Source organism: Streptomyces sp. NPDC052773 (genome assembly GCF_044547145.1).
Taxonomy (GTDB): domain Bacteria; phylum Actinomycetota; class Actinomycetes; order Streptomycetales; family Streptomycetaceae; genus Streptomyces.
Window position 1 is genome coordinate 43,424 of sequence record NZ_JBITZX010000009.1, and the last position, 16,568, is coordinate 59,991.

13 protein-coding genes are annotated in these 16,568 nt (G+C 73.9%); 3 read left to right on the top strand and 10 right to left on the bottom strand.

Features of this window, described 5'->3' with window-relative positions:
• Positions 1-14 precede the first annotated feature (14 nt).
• From ACIG0D_RS20835 to rimP, 9 genes are all read right to left on the bottom strand, one after another.
• The gene (locus ACIG0D_RS20835; protein WP_365763288.1) at positions 15-968 is read right to left on the bottom strand and encodes a bifunctional riboflavin kinase/FAD synthetase; all 954 of its coding nucleotides are present in this window, start codon (positions 966-968) and stop codon (positions 15-17) included.
• A gap of 264 nt (positions 969-1,232) precedes the next feature.
• Complete coding sequence (locus tag ACIG0D_RS20840; RefSeq protein WP_399802837.1) at positions 1,233-5,156, bottom strand: serine protease; 3,924 nt, start codon at positions 5,154-5,156, stop codon at positions 1,233-1,235.
• Positions 5,157-5,424: 268 nt separating this feature from the next.
• A complete protein-coding gene (truB, locus tag ACIG0D_RS20845) occupies positions 5,425-6,330 on the bottom strand; it encodes a tRNA pseudouridine(55) synthase TruB (protein ID WP_399802839.1) in 906 nt (301 codons plus the stop codon).
• Positions 6,327-6,773 carry a 30S ribosome-binding factor RbfA gene (gene rbfA / locus ACIG0D_RS20850; RefSeq protein WP_399802842.1) on the bottom strand — a complete coding sequence of 149 codons (447 nt, stop codon included), beginning with the start codon at positions 6,771-6,773 and terminating at the stop codon, positions 6,327-6,329. Before rbfA ends, truB begins: the two co-directional genes overlap by 4 nt.
• 48 nt (positions 6,774-6,821) lie before the next feature.
• The gene (locus ACIG0D_RS20855; RefSeq protein ID WP_365763344.1) at positions 6,822-7,115 is read right to left on the bottom strand and encodes a DUF503 domain-containing protein; all 294 of its coding nucleotides are present in this window, start codon (positions 7,113-7,115) and stop codon (positions 6,822-6,824) included.
• A gap of 253 nt (positions 7,116-7,368) precedes the next feature.
• On the bottom strand, positions 7,369-10,449 hold the full coding sequence (infB, locus tag ACIG0D_RS20860; RefSeq protein ID WP_399802844.1) for a translation initiation factor IF-2: 3,081 nt from the start codon (positions 10,447-10,449) through the stop codon (positions 7,369-7,371).
• Between the two features lie 147 nt (positions 10,450-10,596).
• Positions 10,597-10,893 (bottom strand): YlxR family protein, encoded by a 297-nt coding sequence (locus ACIG0D_RS20865; protein ID WP_399802846.1) that lies wholly within the window; start codon positions 10,891-10,893, stop codon positions 10,597-10,599.
• 102 nt (positions 10,894-10,995) lie between these two features.
• Positions 10,996-11,994 carry a transcription termination factor NusA gene (nusA, locus tag ACIG0D_RS20870; protein ID WP_399802848.1) on the bottom strand — a complete coding sequence of 333 codons (999 nt, stop codon included), beginning with the start codon at positions 11,992-11,994 and terminating at the stop codon, positions 10,996-10,998.
• A gap of 2 nt (positions 11,995-11,996) precedes the next feature.
• Entirely contained in the window at positions 11,997-12,506 is a 510-nt protein-coding gene (rimP, locus tag ACIG0D_RS20875; RefSeq protein WP_399802850.1) for a ribosome maturation factor RimP, read from the bottom strand.
• A 230-nt stretch (positions 12,507-12,736) separates the two neighbouring features.
• Here rimP and ACIG0D_RS20880 point away from each other — a divergent pair, with 230 nt between their 5' ends.
• From ACIG0D_RS20880 to ACIG0D_RS20890, 3 genes are read left to right on the top strand one after another with little or no spacing between them, the layout of a single operon-like run.
• The gene (locus ACIG0D_RS20880) at positions 12,737-13,267 is read left to right on the top strand and encodes a hypothetical protein (RefSeq protein WP_399802852.1); all 531 of its coding nucleotides are present in this window, start codon (positions 12,737-12,739) and stop codon (positions 13,265-13,267) included.
• Between the two features lie 26 nt (positions 13,268-13,293).
• Positions 13,294-13,758, top strand: coding sequence for a ferritin-like domain-containing protein (locus ACIG0D_RS20885; RefSeq protein WP_399802854.1), 465 nt, complete (start codon positions 13,294-13,296; stop codon positions 13,756-13,758).
• A gap of 27 nt (positions 13,759-13,785) precedes the next feature.
• Positions 13,786-14,685: an aminoglycoside phosphotransferase family protein gene (locus tag ACIG0D_RS20890; RefSeq protein WP_399802856.1), complete on the top strand. Its 900-nt coding sequence runs from the start codon at positions 13,786-13,788 to the stop codon at positions 14,683-14,685.
• 181 nt (positions 14,686-14,866) lie between these two features.
• Here the strand turns inward: ACIG0D_RS20890 and ACIG0D_RS20895 are convergent, their stop codons facing one another.
• Entirely contained in the window at positions 14,867-16,567 is a 1,701-nt protein-coding gene (locus ACIG0D_RS20895; protein ID WP_399802858.1) for a proline--tRNA ligase, read from the bottom strand.
• Between the last annotated feature and the right edge of the window lies 1 nt (position 16,568).

Sequence of the window (16,568 nt, forward strand, 5' to 3'; positions counted from 1 at the left end):
CGTCGTAGAGGCGACTACTCGGCGTCCGCCGCCGCCACCAGCTCCCTGCACCGCTGCACATCCTTCGCCATCTGCTCCAGCAGCGCGTCCAGCGTCTCGAACTTCGCCTGCCCGCGCACGAACGCGAGGAAGTCGACGGCGACATGCAGGCCGTACAGATCGAGGCCGACGCGGTCGATGGCGTACGCCTCCACCGTGCGCTCGGTGCCGTCGAACTGCGGATTGGTGCCCACGGAGATCGCGGCCGGCATGGCCTCGCCCTGGGCGTGCAGCCAGCCGGCGTAGACGCCGTCCGCGGGGATCGCGGTGTGCGGCAGGGTCTCGACATTGGCCGTCGGGAAACCGAGTTCGCGCCCGCGCTGGGCGCCGCGCACGACGACGCCCTCCACGCGGTGCGGCCGGCCGAGGATCTCGGCGGCGCCGGCCACGTCGCCCTCGGCTACGAGCCGCCGGGTCAGGGTGGAGGAGAACGGCTCGCCGCCGCCCGCCTCACCGGTGACGTACAGGTCGACGACCTCGACCTCGAAGTCGTAGATCTCGCCCTGCTCGGCGAGGAAGTCGACGTTGCCCGCCGCGCGGTGGCCGAAGCGGAAGTTGGGGCCCTCGACGACCGCCTTGGCGTGCAGCTTGTCGACCAGGACCTTGACCACGAAGTCGGCCGCGGACAGCTTCGAGAACTCGGTGGTGAACGGCAGGATCAGCACCGCGTCCACGCCCAGCTCCGCCATCAGTTCGCAGCGGCGGTGGTGCGGGGCGAGCAGCGGCGGGTGGCTGCCGGGGCGGACGACCTCGCTCGGGTGCGGGTCGAAGGTGACCACGACGGCGGGGACGCCCAGCTGACGGGCGCGTTCCACGGCGTGCCGGATGATCAGCTGGTGTCCGCGGTGGACTCCGTCGTAGGAGCCGATGGTGACGACGCTGCGCCCCCAGTCCTGGGGGATGTCCTCCAAGCCACGCCAGCGTTGCACTGTGACCGCTCCTCGAACCCGTGTCTGACTCTTACGGATGCCTCTTATGCAGGTCTAAGGGTGCCATGCCGGGTGCGCACCGCCCGCATCGGCATGGACGCTGTGACCCGTCGCACCCGCAGCACCCCGGCGCGAGGCGCGATCACCCCGGCGTGGGGCGGGATCACCGCGGCGCGAGGCGGGATCACCCCTGCACGAGGCGGGATCACCGCGGCGCGAGGCGCGGTCACCCCTGCACGAGGCGGGATCATCGCGAGAGCGCCGTCATGCGGGGATCCGTACGCCCGCCAGGTTCTCCAGCATCCGCCGGCTGCTGGGACCGACCAACGCGGCCCAGTCGCCGGGCGCCTCGGCCAGCCAGCCGGCCACCCGCGCCGCGAATCCGGGCACCTCACGCCCCAGCTCGACCAGGCTCCGGTCGAAGCGGGTCGCCCCCTCGGGGGTGCGCCCCAGGAGAACGCCCAGGTCGTGGACCAGCTCGCGCAGATCGTCCGGGGCCCGCCGGGCGGCGGCGCGCAGCAGCGCCTCGAGCACGGCCGGGTCCCGCTCGACGGTCAGCAGGACCTCGCGCAGCTCCCGGCGGAGCGCGCCGGGAGCGGCCAGTACGGCGGCGAGGGCGGCCCGCAGCGGACTCGGCGCCGGACTCGGGCCGCCGTCGAGGAGATCGGTGACCAGGGGGAACAGTACGGCGCGGGTGGCGGGCCCGTGGTCGATGCGGCGGTCGGTGTACGCGGCGACGGACCCGGCGAGGTCCGGGCGCAGGGCCACGGTCTCGCGGATCAGGGCGGCGACCCGCGGGGCCAGGGCGGGGGTGGTGACGTCGGCGAGGGTGTGCAGCAGTTCGCCGGCGTCGGGGGCCAGGTGCAACCGGGCGCGGAAGGCGTCGAGCACCGGCTCGGGGTGGGTGGGGAGGGCGGCGGCCAGGGCGCTCGGCGGGAGGTGCGGGTCGCCCGCGCGGAAGTGGTCGAGGGCCCGTGGGAGGTGGTGCGCGCGGGTGCGGGGGTCCCGTACGAGCAGTCCGAGGGCGCCGCCGTGCAGGGCGGTGTCGGCGGGGCGGGCGAGCAGCGCGAGGGCGGCGTAGCGCAGCAGCTCGCGGTCGGCCTCGCTGCGGACGTGGGGCGCGGCGCGCAGCCCGTACGCCAGCGCGGCGGCCCGCCGCTCGGGCCGCTCGTCGTGCACCCAGCGGTCCACGGCCCGACAGATCGCCGACGGCTCCTCCTCGGCGAGCACGGCGAGGAGTTCACCGGCGCGGCCGTGCGCGCTGTCGGCCAGCAGTTCGGTGAGGTCGTCCACCGCCCGGTGCCGATGGGTGTGCAGCAGGGCCTGTGCGGCGGCGGCCACGGTGGCGTGCGGGGTCGCGGGCAGCGGCCGCTCGTCGCCGAACCAGCGGATGAGCTGCGGTTGTACGGCGGTCGGGGCGGCGGCGAGCAGCCGGGCGACGGCGTCCAGGTAGCGGGGGGCCGGGGTGGCCTGCGGGGCGGGGTCGGCGAGGACCAGGCGGCGCAGGAGGTCGAGGCGTTCGGCCTCCGGGAGCCGCAGCCGGGTCCAGAAGTCGGGGCCCAACTCGCGGGGCACGTACCGCTGTTGGCGCCCCCAGTCGACGACGCTGTCGGCGAGCAGCCGCAGCACGGTGAGGTACGGGGTGGCGTCCGGGACACGCAGCAGGACCTCGGAGAGCAGCCGGGCGGCCCACCAGGAGTGCGGGTCGGCGTCCAGGGCGTGCGCCAGCTCGGTGAGGCGGGAGGCGAGGTGAGCGGTGCCCTGCTGGCGGGCGACGAACAGCAGGGACTGGACGACCGGGCCGACGCGGTGGTGCGGTACGGGCTCGGGGTGGGCCGCTCCGGCCGTGCGGGGGCGGTGGACCAGGGCGCGCAGGGCCTCGTCGAGGTCGAGGTGCATGCCCTGGATCCAGTCGGCGAACTCCTCGTGCGCGAACCGGTATCCGCCGCCCGCGGGCACGATCAGGCCCTCGGCGAGGACGGCGGACGCCCAGCCGGTGCCGCCGCCGAGCCGGTCGGGCGCGGGGCCCCAGGGGAAGACCGCCTCGAACGCGGGCCGGTCCAGTCCGCCCTGGCCGGGGCACAGGCTGCGGCGCGCGGCCTCGTGGACCTGCCCGGCGACCCGGGCGGCCAGCCGGCGTACGGCGGTGCCGCGCAGGCCGTTCTCGGCGGCGAGCCGGGTCGCGACGCGCAGGCACATCAGGTCCAGGTGGGCGGAGAACACGTCGTGGTGGTCGAGGGGGCCCGGGACGGGGGCACCGGGGACGGCCGCGCGGACCTCGGCGAGCAGGCGGAGGGTGAGCGGATGCCGGGCGTCGGTCTCGTCGAGGGCGCCGCCGGGGATGCCGTAGCGGGCGCGGGCGAGGTGTGCCTCCGCCTCGGTGAGGTCGCCGAGCGGCACACAGGGCGGGCCCACGTGCCGCAGGGCCTCCCCCGCCGCCGGCGCGTACAGCAGCTCAACCGGGAATTCGGCACCGGCCGACTCCCAGTACTCCGCCCGGCACGCCACCACCAGCCGCGTACCCGTCTCCCGCAGCCACGCGACCGTCCGGTCCGTCCAGGCCCGCAGTCGGTCGGCGAGGCCAGGGGGCATCTCCTCCGGGCCGTCGAGCAGAAGCAGCAGGGGGCGTCCCGCCGCGCGGGCGACGTGGGCCAGGTGCTCCGGGGTGAGGTCGTCCGGGGTCGCCGACCGCGAGCCGGCCGCGGAGGCGATCCGCGCCGCCCGCTCCAGGGCCCGCCGCACGGCGTCCGCGACGGAGGCGTCGTCGTCCCGCAGATCGGCCCCCCGCAGCCAGAGCGTGGGCGCGGGCCCGGCACCCCGAGCACCCTCGGCGTCATCCGCGACCGCCGTACCACCGTCCCCCGGCTCCGCACCGCGCAGCGACAAGGCGGACGCCCGGGGCCCCTGAGCACCCCGGCCCGCATCCACGACCCCCGCACCGCCGTCCCCCGGCTCCGCACCACGCGGCCACAACGCGGACACCACCCTGGCATCCACGAGCGAAGTGCCGCCCTCCTGCGCATCGCCCCCACCCGGCAACCACGCGGCCCCCGCACCGGCCCCGGTCCCGGCCCCGCTCCCCCGGTGCCGACGCCCGGCCAGCGCCGCGAGTTCCGTCGTACGGCCACTCCCCGGCGGCCCCACGAGGGCGAGCACCGCGGCCGGGCCGTGCTCGAACGCGGTGAGGTGCCGCACGACCGCCCCCCGCTCGACGGGCTCCACCTCCCCCGGCCCACGGGCCCCGCCCCGGCCGGAACACCCTTCCAGCACGCCGCCCGGCACGCCCGAGCCACCCAGCACACCACCAGGCAACCCACCCGGCGCAGCCGCCCCGCCCCGCCCACCACCAGGCAACCGGCCCAGCGCCCCGAGCGGACCGTCCTGCCCAAGGGCCGCAGCGGTCAGCTCCAGCACCCCCGCGAGGTTGAGATCGGCGCCGTACGCGGGCACGGTCGCCGCGTTGCGGGCCAGCAGCTCGGCCAGCGGGCCGTCGGCGGCCGGCCGCAGGGGCACGGCGAAGCCGCACTCGCGCTGCCCGGAGCGCAGGGCCGTGCCGACGACGGCGACGACCGCACCGGTCCCGGCGTCCCGCACCGGTCCCCCGGCCGCGCCGCCGCCCAGCCGCAGCGCGTCCCGCCCGGCGGTGCCGATGGCCAGTTCCAGGGCGTCGTCGAGCCGGTGGCAGCGGTCGGTGGCGGTGTACGTCACCTCGGTGGCGCCCAGCACCCGCGCCTCGCGCGGACAGCCGGCGGTGATCCGGACGTAGGTACCGGTCTCGACGTGGTCGCGCACGGTGAGCGGCAGCGGATGCACGCCGAGGCCCTCGGCGCGTACGAGGGCCAGGTTCCGCTCGGGCAGCGGGGTCACCGCGTCGGCGGTCACCACGTGGCTGCGGTCGCCGGTGGCGGTGCGCAGGACGAGCCGGGGGAGGCCGTCGACGGTCTCGTGGCTGGTGATCACGGTGCCGTGGTGGTCGGCGACGAAGCCGAGGCCGCGCAGGCGTCCGGCGAGGTCGTGGATGTGGACCAGGCCGTCGCCGGGCGCCGGTGGCGGTTCGTGCGGGGGGTGCGGGCGTGCCGCGTGACGATCGCCCGGAGAGTGATCGACCGAGGACTCGTCCCGCGGGCACTCGTTCCGCGGGCACTCGTCCCGCGGAGAGTGTTCGTCCCGTCGGCCCCGTTCCGCCATCGGACCTCCCCGCCCCGCTCGCCCGCGCCGTGCTCGCCTGCCCTCGGTCCGACGGTAGGGGCCGGATGATCAGCGGGACAGCTCACCGGACGAACGCGCCCCCTTGTGCTCCCTCGGTTCACTCCGAGCGCCTGCCCGGACGGGTGAACGAACGGGGGCCGCTGGATAACCCTAGGGGTGGGGGAACCGAGGGGGGACCGTGGAGCGGCGGCAGGGGCACACCCCGTGACCGCCGCCGCTCCACGGGCAGGACACCCGTCCGCCCCGGTCAGCCGAAGACGGCGAGGCTCTTCGCCTTGCCGCGGTGCTCCTCGACCAGCGCCAGGAAGCGGCCCTCGGGGTCGAAGACGGCCACCGCTCCGGCGCCCGCGTACGTCTCGGGCATCTCCAGCCGGACGCCGTTGACGAGCAGCCGGGCCCGCTTGGCGTCGACGTCCCAGCGCGGGAACGCGGCCGCGGCGGCCTCGGCGATCGGCATCACGGTCAGCTCCTGCTGGAGCTGGTCGAGGGTCTTCGCCGCGTCCAGCTTGTACGGCCCGACGCGGGTGCGGCGCAGCGCCGTGAGGTGGCCGCCGACGCCGAGGTCGGCGCCCAGGTCGCGGGCGAGGGCGCGGATGTAGGTGCCGGAGGAGCAGACCACCGACACCACCAGGTCGAGCACCGGGGTGCCGTCGTCGGCGACGGCCTCGCGGACGTCGTAGACCGCGAAGGACTTCACGGTGACCGGGCGGGCGGGGATGTCGAAGTCCTCGCCCTCGCGGGCTCGCTTGTAGGACCGCACGCCGTTGATCTTGATGGCGCTGACCTTGGACGGCACCTGCATGATGTCGCCGGTCAGCTTGGCGATGCCGGTGTCGATGGCGTCCCGGGTGACCTGGGAGGCGTCGGTGGTGGAGGTGATCTCGCCCTCGGCGTCGTCCGTGACCGTGGTCTGGCCCAGGCGGATGGTGCCCAGGTACTCCTTCTCGGTCAGGGCGAGGTGCCCGAGGAGCTTGGTGGCGCGCTCCACGCCGAGGACGAGGACGCCCGTCGCCATGGGGTCGAGGGTGCCGGCGTGGCCGACGCGCCGGGTCTTCGCGATGCCGCGCATCTTGGCCACGACGTCATGCGAAGTGAAGCCCGACGGCTTGTCGACGATGACCAGGCCGTCGGGCGGGGTGGGCTTGCGGTTCATTCGGCGATGTCGTCCTCGTCGTCGCCCGGCTTCTTGTACGGGTCCGCCCCGGCGGCGTACTGCGCCTTGGCGGCGGCCTCGCGTACCGCCTCGTCGGACTGCCGCGCCTTGTCGAGGAGGTCCTCGATGGTGCGGGCGGTGTCCGGCAAGGCGTCGGCGACGAAGGTGAGGGTCGGGGTGAACTTGACCCCGGCCGCCTTGCCGACCTCGGAGCGCAGGATGCCCTTGGCGCTCTCCAGTCCGGCCGCGGCGGCGGCCCGCTCCTCCTCGTCCCCGTACACGGTGTAGAAGACGGTCGCCTCCCGCAGATCACCCGTCACCCGGGTGTCGGTGATGGTGACGTGCGAGCCGAGCCGCGGGTCCTTGATCCCGCGCTGCAGCTTCTGGGCCACCACCTCTCGGATGAGGTCCGCCAGCCTCTTAGCCCGCGCGTTGTCGGCCACTGGTCCGTCTCCCGTTCTTTCTCTTCTTACGTTCTCGGGCTGGGTTCGTCAGTCGTCTTCGCCGTGGATGCGCCGGCGTACCGACAGCAGGTCCACCTCGGGGCGGCCGGCGACCAGCCGTTCGCACCGGTCCAGTACGTCGGTGAGGTGCCCCGCGTCGCCGGACACCACGGCCAGGCCGATGACGGCCCGCCGGTGGAGGTCCATATGGTCCACCTCGGCCGCGCTCACCGCGTACTTCCGCTGGAGCTCGGCGACGATCGGGCGGACGACGGAGCGCTTCTCCTTCAGCGACCGTACGTCGCCGAGGAGCAGGTCGAAGGACAGCGTCCCCACATACATCTGTGTAACCGGTTCACCCGCCGGTACGGGATCGATGGTCCTGCCGGCCGTGCGGCCGGGGACTCCCCCGAGCTCTTCGAGCAAGGGGACCCCCAGAACCGTACAACGAAGGGGGCGGGATCATCGACGGATATTACGCTCCGTAGACCCGGTGGGGCGGCCCGCCGGGGCCTGCCCGGCAGGCCCCAGGGCCCCGAAACGGCGCGCCGGCCGACGGGAGCGGACTCCCGTCGGCCGACACGGACCGTGAACGTTACGCCCGCGGCTTCTCGCGCATCTCGTACGTCGCGATGACGTCGTCGACCTTGATGTCGTTGAAGTTGCCGAGGTTGATACCGCCCTCGAAGCCTTCGCGGATCTCGGTGACGTCGTCCTTGAAGCGACGCAGGCCCTCGATGTTGAGGTTCTCCGCGACCACCTTGCCGTCTCGGATGAGGCGGGCCTTGGTGTTGCGGCGGACCTCGCCGGACCGGATGAGCACACCGGCGATGTTGCCCAGCTTGGACGACTTGAAGACCTCGCGGATCTCCGCCGTGCCGAGCTCGACCTCTTCGTACTCCGGCTTGAGCATGCCCTTCAGGGCCGCCTCGATCTCCTCGATCGCCTGGTAGATGACCGAGTAGTACCGGACGTCCACGCCTTCGCGCTCGGCCATCTGCGCCGCGCGGCCGGCCGCGCGGACGTTGAAGCCGATCACGATGGCGTCGGAGCCCATCGCCAGGTCGATGTCGGACTCCGTGACCGCACCGACGCCGCGGTGCAGGACGCGGATGTCGACCTCTTCGCCGACGTCCAGCTGGAGCAGCGAGGACTCGAGAGCCTCGACCGAACCGGACGCGTCACCCTTGATGATCAGGTTCAGCTGCTGGACCTCGCCGGCCTTCAGGACCTTGTCCAGGTCCTCCAGCGAGACACGGCGCGTGCGCTTCGCGAAGGCCGCGTTGCGCTCGCGGGCGGCGCGCTTCTCGGCGATCTGACGGGCCGTACGGTCCTCGTCGACCACCAGGAAGTTGTCGCCCGCACCCGGGACGTTGGTCAGGCCCAGGACCTGGACCGGCGTCGACGGGCCGGCCTCGGCGACGTTGTTGCCGTTGTCGTCGAGCATGGCGCGCACGCGACCGTAGGCGTCGCCCACGACCATCGTGTCGCCGACCCGCAGGGTGCCTCGCTGGACGAGGACCGTCGCCACGGCACCGCGGCCGCGGTCGAGGCGGGACTCGATCGAGATGCCCTGCGCGTCCTGGTTCGGGTTGGCCCGCAGGTCGAGCGAGGCGTCGGCCGTGAGGATCACGGCCTCCAGCAGCGAGTCGATGTGCAGACCCTGCTTGGCGGAGATGTCGACGAACATGGTGTCGCCGCCGTACTCCTCGGCCACCAGGCCGTACTCGGTCAGCTGACCGCGCACCTTGGTCGGGTCGGCACCCTCGACGTCGATCTTGTTGACCGCGACCACGATCGGCACGTCGGCCGCCTTGGCGTGGTTGAGCGCCTCGACCGTCTGCGGCATGACGCCGTCGTTGGCCGCGACGACCAGGATCGCGATGTCGGTCGACTTCGCACCACGGGCACGCATGGCGGTGAACGCCTCGTGACCCGGGGTGTCGATGAAGGTGATCTTGCGCTCTTCGTCGTTGACCTGGGTCGAGACCTGGTAGGCACCGATGTGCTGGGTGATGCCGCCGGCCTCGCCCGCAATGACGTTGGTCTTGCGGATGGCGTCGAGCAGCCGGGTCTTACCGTGGTCGACGTGACCCATGACGGTCACGACCGGCGGACGGACGACCAGGTCCTCCTCGGAGCCCTCGTCCTCACCGAACTCGATGTCGAAGGACTCGAGCAGCTCGCGGTCCTCCTCCTCCGGGCTGACGATCTGAACCGTGTAGTTCATCTCGTCGGCGAGGAGCTGGAGGGTCTCGTCGGAGACGGACTGGGTCGCGGTGACCATCTCGCCGAGGTTCATCATGACCGCGACGAGCGACGCCGGGTTGGCGTTGATCTTCTCCGCGAAGTCGGTGAGCGACGCACCGCGCGACAGGCGAATGGTCTCGCCGTTGCCGCGAGGCAGCATCACGCCGCCGACCGACGGGGCCTGCATGGCCTCGTACTCCTGGCGACGCTGCCGCTTCGACTTGCGGCCACGGCGCGCGGGACCGCCGGGACGGCCGAAGGCGCCCTGCGTGCCACCACGGCCACCGGGACCGCCGGGACGGCCACCGAAGCCGGGACGGCCACCGCCGCCACCACCGGGACCACCCGGACGACCGGCGAAGCCACCGCCACCGCCACCGGGACCCGCGGGACGACCGGCGAAGCCGCCGCCACCGCCACCCGGACGGCCGGCGAAGCCGCCGCCGCCCGGACGACCGCCGCCGCCACCGGGACGACCGCCGCCACCGGGACCGCGGCCGCCGGGGCCACCGCCGGGACGCGGGCCCGCAGCGGGACGCTGCGGCATCATGCCGGGGTTCGGACGCGGGCCGCCGGGGCCGCCGCCGGGACGGGGACCGCCCTGCGGACGCGGCATCGAGCCCGGAGTCGGACGGGCGCCGCCCGGAGCCTGCGGACGCGGACCGGCGCCCGGGGCGCCCGGAGCCTGCGGACGCGGACCGGCGCCGGGAGCACCCGGGCCGCCGGGACGCGGCGCGCCCTGCGGGCGGGGGGCCTGCGGGCGGGCCATGCCGGCGTTGCCGCCGGAGGTGAAGGGGTTGTTGCCCGGACGCGGACCGGCCGGACGGGCGCCCGGACGCGGCGCCTGGCCGCCGGGACGACCGCCGCCCTGGGCGGCGGCGGGACGCTGACCGCCCTGCTGCCGGTCCTGGCCGGACGCGGCGGGACGGGCCCCGGGCTTCGGGGCACCCGGACGGGGACCGCCGGGCTTGGGCGCGTTGGACGGGGCCGGAGCCGACGGCGGAGCGGTGAACTCCGGGGCGGCCGGCGCCGGACGCGGCGCGGGCTTGGGACCCGGCACCGGGCGCGGGCCGGAGGCCGGCGCGGGGGCCGAGGGCTGCTGGGCCGCCGGGGCCGCGGGCTGCGGCGCCGCCGGGGGCTTCGGGGCGCCCGGCTTCGGGGTGGCCGGAGCCGGACGTGCCGCCTGGGCCTGCGCCGGGGACGGCGCGGGGGCGGGCTTGGGGGCAGCCTTGCGCGGGGCGGGCTTGCCGGCGGACTTGCCGCTGCCACCGCCCTGGAAGGCGTCAGTCAGTTTGCGTACAACCGGCGCTTCGATCGTCGAAGACGCCGAACGGACGAATTCACCGAGTTCCTGGAGCTTGGCCATGACGACCTTGCTCTCCACACCGAACTCCTTGGCGAGTTCGTATACCCGGACCTTAGCCACTTCGCTCCTTTGAGGTCCGGGTTGCGGCCGGACCGTCGCTAGTTCATGGGCGTACTCATCGCGTACTCATCGAGTGCTCATCGCAATCTCGACCTGCTTTCGACTCGCGAGGTACCAAGCCGCACGGGGTTCCGTACGGCACGTTTCTTACCGTGTTGCCTGGTCGGCAACTGTTGTCCGCTCGACGTACTGGCGCAACGCCTTTGTGTCGAGCGCTCCCGGGGCGCGCAGTGCCCTCGTGAACGCCCGGCGGCGTACCGCCTGATCGAGACAGACCAGAGCGGGGTGTACGTACGCACCCCGGCCGGGCAGCGTACCGCGAGGATCGGGGACGCATTCGTCCTCGATCGCCACGATGCGCAGCAGCTCCGTCTTGGCCGCTCGTTCCCGGCACCCCACACAGGTGCGTTCAGGGCATGCGCGGACCCGCGTCCGGCCAGACACTCTTAAGTCTACCTCCCCGTACGCACCTCACCCCTTTGGGGCAGGATTCGAACAGTTGCCGCGCGGCAACCTGTCGTGATCTAAGCGCCGCGCGGCTGGGATCTATTCCCCGGACCGGTCCGCGGTCTGCTCGGTGTCGGGCCGGATGTCGATCCGCCAGCCGGTCAGCCGGGCCGCGAGGCGGGCGTTCTGCCCCTCCTTGCCGATCGCCAGCGACAGCTGGTAGTCGGGCACCGTCACGCGGGCGGAGCGGGCGGCCAGGTCCACGACCTCCACCTTGGAGACGCGGGCCGGGGAGAGCGCGTTCGCCACCATCTCGGCCGGGTCGTCCGACCAGTCGACGATGTCGATCTTCTCGCCGTTCAGTTCGCCCATGACATTGCGCACACGGCCGCCCATGGGGCCGATGCAGGCGCCCTTGGCGTTCAGACCCGAACGGGTGGAGCGGACGGCGATCTTCGTACGGTGACCGGCCTCACGCGCGATGGCGGCGATCTCGACGGAGCCGTCGGCGATCTCCGGCACCTCCAGCGCGAAGAGCTTCTTCACCAGATTGGGGTGCGTGCGCGACAGGGTCACGGACGGGCCGCGGACACCCTTCGCCACCCGGACGACGTACGACCGCAGGCGCATGCCGTGCGGGTAGGACTCGCCGGGCACCTGCTCCTGCACCGGCAGGATGGCCTCGAGCTTGCCGATGTCGACGAGCACGTTCTTGGGGTCGCGGCCCTGCTGGACCACGCCGGTGACGATGTCGCCCTCGCGGCCGGCGTACTCGCCGAGCGTCGCGTCGTCCTCGGCGTCGCGCAGCCGCTGCAGGATGACCTGCTTGGCGGTGGTGGCGGCGATACGGCCGAAGCCGGACGGGGTGTCGTCGAACTCGCGGGGCTCCTGCCCCGGCTCGAGGTCCTCGGGGTCCTCCTTCGCCCACACGGTCACGTGACCGGTCTCGCGGTTGAGCTCCACGCGCGCGTGTCGGCGGCTTCCCTCGGTGCGGTGGTAGGCGATGAGGAGGGCCGATTCGATGGCCTCGACCAGCAGGTCGAAGGAGATCTCCTTCTCCCGTACCAAGCCCCGCAGGGCACTCATGTCGATGTCCACGGCTACGCCTCCTCTTCCTTCTTGTGGGACTTCTCGTCCTTGCGGTTGAACTCGACCTGGACGCGCGCCCTGGCGATCTCCGGGAAGGTGAGCCTGCGCGCGGACGGCTTGCGCCCCTTGACTCCGGGCACCTCCAGTTCGACGCCCTCGTCGTCGACGTCGAGGATTCTGGCGACCAGTTCGCCGCCCTCCGTCAGCTGGAACCTCACCAGCCGTCCGGTGGCGCGCACATAGTGCCGGTGTTCCGTGAGGAGGCGTTCGGCGCCCGGGGTTCCGACCTCGAGGGTGTACTCGCCCTCGCCCATCGCGTCCGTCTCGTCGAGCCTCGCCGAGAGCGCGCGGCTCACATCGGCGATCTGGTCCAGGTCCGCCCCGGTGTCGGAGTCGACGACGACGCGCAGCACCCGCTTGCGTCCGACCGAGTCCACCGCGATCTCTTCCAGATCCAGGCCCTGGGAGCTGACGAGCGGTTCCAGGAGTTCTCGCAGCCTCTCGCTCTGGGTGGTGCTCATCCGGGTGACTCCTCGGCCGCGTGTGCTGTTGTGGGATGGGTCGCGTGTCAGGTCAAAGGGTATCCGGTCCCGGGGAGTGTTGCCGTCCACCGGCGCCGGGGCGGTGCGGGCGCGTGGTACGGGCGCGGTGCCGATGAGTGGTGTCGGACACGTGCGCGGGTACCGTGATCACGGGCGGGCCACCGGATGCCGCCCCATGACGTTCGTACGAGCCTCCGAGGACGCCAGCCGTGCCGTACCCCCCGCCGCCGCGCACCCCCTCGGGGCCGCGCCGCAGAACCCTGCTCGCCTCGGCCGCCGGGGTCGCCCTCCTGTCGGGCTGCTCCGCCGGGCCGGAGGACTCCGGCGGCGGCCGGGGCGGCAGCCCCGCAGCCGCCGACCGCGCCCGCGCGCGTGCCGCCCGGGACAGCGCGCGGCTGGCCGAGCGGTACGACGCGGTCCTCGCCGCCCATCCCGCGCTGACGGAACGGCTGGCACCGCTGCGCGCGGAGGTCGTACGGCACCGCAAGGCCTTCGAGGAGGGCACCGCGCCGTCCTCGTCCCCGTCCCCTTCCCTGTCACCGTCGGCGTCGGCGTCGACGCCCCCCGTTCCCGCCGACGAGAAGACCGCCCTCGCCGAACTGGCCGCCGCCGAGCGCACGCTCGCCGACCGGCGGGCGAAGGCGCTGATGGACGTTCCGGGTGAGCTGGCCCGCCTGCTGGCCTCGGTGGCCGCGGCCGGGGCGGCGCACGCCTATCTGCTGACGGAGGCGGGCAAGTGAGCAAATCTGCTGACGGAGGCGGGCAAGTGAGCAAAGTGGCCGAGCGGGAGCTGGGCGCGCTGCAGGCGGCGTTGGCGGCGGAGCACGCGGCGGTGTACGGGTACGGCGTCGTCGGCGGGCGGATCCGCGAGGAGCGGCGGGCGGAGGCGCGGGCGGCGTACGACGCGCACCGGGCGCGGCGGGACGCGCTCGCGCGGGAGGTGCGGGACCTCGGCGGCAAGCCGGTCGCCGCGGCGGCCGGATACGCGCTGCCCTTCGCTGTGACGGACTCCGAGTCCGCCACCCGGCTCGCCGCCGAGCTGGAGGACCGTGTCGCCGGGGTCTACTCCGACCTGGTGCGGGCCGCCGAGGGGCAGCGCCGGGGCACCGCGGCGGCGGCCCTGCGGGAGGCGGCGGTGCGAGCGGTGCGCTGGCGGGGCGGGAGCGTAGCCTTCCCTGGGCTCGCCGAACGGGCGGGCACCGCGTCGGCGTCCGCGACGCCCACGACGTGAAGCGCACCGGAAGGGAACGACTCGCGTATGGCTTTCGAACCGCCGCGGCGTCTGGTGAGGGCGCTCGGTGAGACGGCACCGGACGGTGACGACTGGCTCGAGAAGCTGCCCGAGACGGCACGGCAGGCCGTCTCGCTGCGCGGGTTGACCGTCGAGCGGGTGCAGGTGCCGGGTGGCCGCAGCAGCCTCGTGGTGCTGGTACGGCGCCCCGACGGCACCCCGGCCGTGCTGAAGCTGGCGCCGCCCCGGGCCCGCCCGGAGAGCGAGCGGGCCGCGCTCGCGCACTGGGCCGGGCGGGGCGCCGTACAGCTGCTGGAGGAGGACGCGCGCGACGGGGCGCTGCTGCTGGAGCGGCTGCACCCGGATGTGTCGGTGCGGTCGCTGCCGGAGGCGAAGGCGCTGCTGGAGGCGGCGGGCACGCTGCGCCGGCTGTGGGTGGCGCCGCCGGAGGGCCACACCTTCGAGACGGTCGCCGGGCGCACGGGGCGGCAGGCCGCGGCGATGCGGGCGAGCGCGGAGGCGGACGCGGAGGTCGCGCCGCTGGTGGAGGTGGCGCTGGCGGCCCGTGAGGAGCTGCTGGCGGAGCCGCCGGAGGAGCGGCTGCTGCACGGCACGTTCCGGCAGAGCAAGGTGCTGGCCGCGGAGCGGATGCCGTGGCTGGCCGTGGGGCCTGACCCGGTGGTCGGCGAGTGCGCGTTCGATCTGGCGCGGCTGGTCCGGGACCGGGTGGAGGATCTGATCGCGCAGCCGTCCGGTGCGGCGACGACGCGGCGGCGGGTGAAGCGGCTCGCGGAGTCGCTGGAGGTGGACCAGGAGCGGTTGCGCGGCTGGACGCTGTTCCGGGCCGTGGAGTCGGGCGTACGGGCGCGCAGGGTCGGCCGGGAGCAGGACGCGGAGCTGCTGCTGGAGTTCGCCGGCTGGCTGTAGTGCCCGCCGGCCTCCGGGGGCTGCCGCCCCCCCCAGACCCCCGCTTCGGCCCGAACGGGCCTCGTCCTCGAACGCCGGACGGGCCGGTTCGACTCGCTCGGCGTTCCTGGGCGCGGCGGCTCACGCCGGACGGGCCGGTTCGACCCGCCCGGCGTTCACAGGTGCCTGCCGTGTGCGCCGCTCACGCCGTGAGGCGGGCGATGGCCTCCTCGACCGTGAGTTCCTCGCGCTCGCCGGTCCGGCGGTCCTTCAGCTCGACGACGCCCTCGCCGGCGCGGCGGCCCGCGACCAGGATCTGGGGGACGCCGATCAGCTCGGAGTCGGTGAACTTCACGCCCGGGGAGACACCCGCGCGGTCGTCGACCAGGACGCGCACGCCGGCCGCCGCCAGCTTCTCGGAGATGTCGAGGGCGAGTTCGGTCTGCAGGGCCTTGCCGGCGGCGACGACGTGGACGTCGGCGGGGGCGACCTCCTTGGGCCAGCACAGGCCCTTGTCGTCGGCGGTCTGCTCGGCGAGCGCGGCGACGGCGCGGGAGACGCCGATGCCGTAGGAGCCCATGGTGACGCGGACCGGCTTGCCGTTCTGGCCGAGGACGTCGAGCTTGAGGGCGTCGGTGTACTTGCGGCCCAGCTGGAAGATGTGGCCGATCTCGATGGCGCGGTCCAGCTTCAGGCCGGTGCCGCACTTGGGGCAGGGGTCGCCCTCCTGGACGACCACGACGTCGACGTACTCGTCGACCTCGAAGTCGCGGCCCGCCACGACGTTCTTGGTGTGGGTGTCGGGCTTGTTGGCGCCGGTGATCCAGGCGGTGCCGGGGGCCACGCGCGGGTCGGCGATGTACGTGACCTTGTCCAGGCCCTGCGGGCCGACGTAGCCGCGGACCAGGTCGGGGCGGCCCGCGAAGTCCGCCTCCGTGACCATCTCGACGGCGGCCGGGGCGAAGTGCGCCTCGACCTTGTCCATGTCGACCTCGCGGTCACCGGGCACGCCCACGGCGACGATCTCGCCGTCGACCTTCACCAGGAGGTTCTTCAGGGTGGCGGAGGCCGGGACGCCGAGGGAGGCGGCCAGGGTCTCGATGGTGGGGGTGTCCGGGGTGGGGATGTCCTCGGCGGCCGGAACGCCGGAGGCGTCGACCGGCTTCAGCTCGTAGGTGATCGCCTCGGTGTTGGCGGCGAAGTCGCAGTTCGGGCAGTCCGCGAAGGTGTCCTCGCCGGCCTCGGCGGGGGCCAGGAACTCCTCGGACTTGGAGCCGCCCATGGCGCCGGCGGTGGCGGCGCAGATGCGGTAGTCGAGGCCGAGGCGCTCGAAGACCTTCTGGTAGGCCTGGCGGTGCAGGGCGTAGGAGTGGGCGAGGCCCTCGTCCTCCAGGTCGAAGGAGTACGAGTCCTTCATCAGGAACTCACGGCCGCGCAGGATGCCGGCCCGGGGGCGGGCCTCGTCGCGGAACTTGGTCTGGATCTGGTAGAGGATGACCGGCAGGTCCTTGTAGGAGGACGCCTGGTCCTTCACCAGCAGGGTGAAGATCTCCTCGTGGGTGGGGCCGAGCAGGTAGTCGCCGCCCTTGCGGTCCTGGAGGCGGAACAGCTCGGCGCCGTACTCGTTCCAGCGGCCGGTCGCCTCGTACGGCTCGCGCGGCAGCAGGGCGGGGAGCAGCACCTCCTGGGCGCCGATGGCGTCCATCTCCTCGCGGACGATGCGCTCCACGTTGGCGAGGACCTTCTTGCCGAGCGGCAGCCAGGTCCACACGCCCGCCGCGGTCCGGCGTACGTAGCCGGCGCGGACGAGCAGCTTGTGGCTGAGGACCTCGGCGTCCGCCGGGTCGTCGCGCAGGGTCTTCGCCATCAACTGGGACATGCGCTGGACCGGTGCGTTGGCCATG